The sequence below is a fragment of the Tolypothrix sp. FACHB-123 genome, from assembly GCF_014697075.1.
Lineage (GTDB): Bacteria > Cyanobacteriota > Cyanobacteriia > Cyanobacteriales > Nostocaceae > Aulosira.
In genome coordinates, this window is the sequence record NZ_JACJRE010000146.1 from 1 (window position 1) to 3,112 (window position 3,112).

Here is a 3,112-nt window from a genome sequence, read left to right on the forward strand (position 1 = left end):
TAGGTTATGAGTGCGTGAGTGGTGAAACCTTTGGTTTACTGCGATTTGAACGTCTAGATAGATTATTTTTAGGTAAACCCCAAAGCCAACAACGCAGCCGCGCAGAACAAGAAAAAGCATTACAAAAATTACAAAAGTTGTTTAAAGCTGGTGCAGGTATGCATTTGGGGAATAGCAGCAACGATCAAAAACTGTTTCTTAGTTCTGATGTCAATAAGCGAATGCAAGTCTGCGTTACAGTAGAACTTTGGTTTAGCGATCGCATTTATCCCTTTATTACCGAAGGAACAAAAAGATTCGCCCAGATGAAAATGTCACCACCGATTCACAAGACAACGAATAATTTCCCCAAGTCTTTATTTTGCTTGAATAAAACAGGCGATCGCAATTTTCCCCATCGTTTTCAAGCAATATTTCCTCATTGGACATTAGATGATTTTGATTTATGGAGATGGATTGTTGGGTTTGGCGGTAATGTTCAAGTTAAAGCACCACAAGAATTAGTGCAAAGGGTAGCAGAAATCGCTCAAGGAATTGTTGCTAATTATAGTTAATATTCACAATATTTTTAGAAATCCGTTGAGGATTGGTGAAATATCATATGTTGACTGTTGATTGTCAATAAACTTCACGATAGATTGTGAGACTTAAAAACAGAATAGCTGAGAAAATTTTAGCTTTCCTCATTCGCATCAGATACCTACAATAATTATCTACCTATCCACTAATCTAGTGAGTAACAAACAATATTAATTGGGAGAATATCATGCCGAATTTTCGCGAACGTATGCAATCAGCAGTCAAGCTTTGGCAAGATAATCACAAAAACCAAGCATATCTATTTTCTCAAGATTACGACCGTATGCTTGTTTATCTATGGTGTCATAGTCGTGGAGGAAAAAAGGAAGGATATAGCGAAGATATAGCAGAGTTCGCCGCAGCGAATAGAAAAGCAATTGGCGATGTTAATTATGCAAAAATGCTGCGTGTGCGAGAATATTGTGATTTTTGTAGTGAAACATACAAATTAGAAAATCTATCCATTTGTATTGATTGTCGTAACGTTTACTGTTATCGCTGTGCAGCTAATCATGGTGTATGTTCTAACGGCAATTATAGCTGTGTCTGTGGCGGAGATTTAGTTGGTTAACTGATATCTCTAATTCCTGGCTAACTTCCAAAATGACGCAACCCGCCGAACACTTCTTCATCCAAATTATCAAATAAATTTAAAGTGCTGTTCTTAATGCGATAGCCGGAGGCTTTAGCGGAGTCAAAGCCTTCTGGTCAAAAATTTGCGGTATTTTGCACAATTATCGGATTTGATACCAATTCTATGTGAGGTTGCACATTAACGCCCGCAGGCTAGAAGCCTGGGGCTAAATAAACAAAGCCTGCCTCCGCAGGCTAATCATATGCATCTTCATATCGAAATGGTATGACTGCGAAATAAGCTAATAATCATTCAAATTGCATCCTAATCTCAAAGCATCTTTCTGAGGCTAAGAATTATGCAACTTTAAGATGGATTAGCTTACTTGCAGAGCATTCTTTTTTACTCACATTAACAACATACTAACATCATGGAAATTACCACAGGTAGCGGCAACGACACTGTTATCAGACCAGTTTTTGTCAATGGCGCAGTGTTTCGGAGTAATGATAATATCAACACTGGTGCTGGTAACGACACCATTAACCCCGGACTAGGTAAAGATGACTATGTTGATGGTGGTGAAGGTTTTGACCACCTGATTGTTGATTACTCTGTTGGTGATACTGGGGGCGGGATGTCTTTTAATAGTGGTGTTAACCCTAATTTAGGCACTGCTAATCGACATCAAAATGGTTCTCTATTGGATTACGTCGCCTTCAAAAATATTGAGAAATTCACCGTCATCGGTACTAGCAAAGATGACACCATCAAAACATTCTATGGCAAAAATGTCATTAAAGCGGGTGCTGGTAATGATAGCGTGACTGCTGTTGGTGGTACTTTAGATGGTGGTTCTGGCTTAGACTACCTCACCCTTGACCTTTCGACCCAAACGGCTAACCTTAACCTTTCCAACCTCACCAATATCAATATTTCTGGTGTTGTGACTGCCATCAATTTTGAGAGATTTTCGATTACTACCGGCAGTGGTAACGACATTGTTACCCATTCGGGAATCGTTAACGGTGCTGTGCTGCGGATTAATGATGTCATTCAAACTGGTGCAGGTAATGACACAATTAACGCCGGACTAGGTAGTGACACTGTTTATGGTGGTGATGGTATTGACCGCCTGATCCTAGACTATTCCGTTGGTGATACTGGTACTGGTATGCGTTTTGTTGGTAGTAGCACTTATGGCTTTGCCTCACGACAAGTCAGCAGTACAAATAATACTCGCCTAGATTTCATTGGTTTTCATAACACTGAGGAATTTACAGTCATCGGCACGAGCAAGGATGACACCATTAATACTGTTGGTGGCAAGGATATCATTAATAGTGGCGCTGGAAATGACACTATCAATGCAGGCGAAGGAATCGATACGGTTCAAGCCCCTTATACTTCCGCCCAAGGCTATACCTTGGGTGCTAATTTAGAAAACCTGATTTTGCTCGCCACAGGAATTAAAGGGACAGGCAACTCCCTCAACAACGTTCTTACAGGTAACTCCGGCAATAATACTCTCAGTGGAGAAGGTGGTCAAGATACCTTAATTGGCGGAGATGGTAACGATACCCTAATTGGCGGCGCTGGTAATGACATCTTAACAGGTGGCAATGGCAGTGATTTCTTTCTTTACAACACCAATGCTGCTTTTAGCAGTGCAGCTATTGGCCGCGATCGCATTACGGATTTCGTCAAAGGCAGCGATAAAATTATCCTGGATAAAACTACCTTTACAGCTTTGCAAAGCATAGCTGGTAATGGGTTTAGCATTGTGAATGAATTCGCTGTAGTTAGCAGCAATACAGCAGCTGCCGTTAGCTCTGCCAAAATTGTTTACAACCAAAGTAGTGGAACGCTCTTTTACAATCAAAATGGAGTTGCATCTGGCTTTGGTACTGGAGCAGAGTTTGCCATCTTTACAGGTAACCCCTCACTGACTGCATCAGA

Annotated in this window: 2 protein-coding genes and 1 pseudogene; all 3 read left to right on the plus strand. The window is 40.6% G+C overall.

The genetic code is table 11. From position 1 onward, the window contains the following. Positions 1-554: pseudogene (locus H6G41_RS34340) on the plus strand (WYL domain-containing protein); the annotation flags it as partial. A 212-nt stretch (positions 555-766) separates the two neighbouring features. Beyond that, positions 767-1,150, plus strand: coding sequence for a hypothetical protein (locus H6G41_RS34345; protein WP_190752845.1), 384 nt, complete (start codon positions 767-769; stop codon positions 1,148-1,150). Positions 1,151-1,583: 433 nt separating this feature from the next. Then, positions 1,584-3,112: calcium-binding protein (locus tag H6G41_RS35965; RefSeq protein ID WP_190752847.1), on the plus strand; the 1,529-nt coding region annotated here is incomplete at its 3' end.